The organism is Endothiovibrio diazotrophicus (genome assembly GCF_054657215.1).
Genome location: NZ_BAAHXB010000392.1, coordinates 1 through 227, shown reverse-complemented (window position 1 = coordinate 227; position 227 = coordinate 1). Strand labels below are relative to the sequence as shown.

General features: G+C 52.4%; 1 protein-coding gene. It reads left to right on the top strand.

Going from position 1 to position 227, the window contains the following annotated elements; genetic code table 11:
* Window positions 1-227, top strand: a 227-nt coding sequence (locus ACYQ2W_RS26940; protein ID WP_459874236.1) for a transposase, incomplete at both ends; no start/stop codon positions are given.

Here is a 227-nt window from a genome sequence, read left to right as displayed (position 1 = left end):
ACGCCGGATGGCAATCTTTCCAAAGGCATGCGCCAGCTCAATGGGGTGTACACCCAGGCATTCAATCGCATGCATGATCGAGTGGGACATGTGTTTCAGGGACGCTATAAAGCCATTCTTGTTCAGAAGGAGAGCTATCTTCTGGAATTGGCTCGTTACATCGTGCTCAATCCCGTGCGTGCGAGGATGGTACGAAGCGCAAAGGACTGGCCATGGAGCAGTTATCG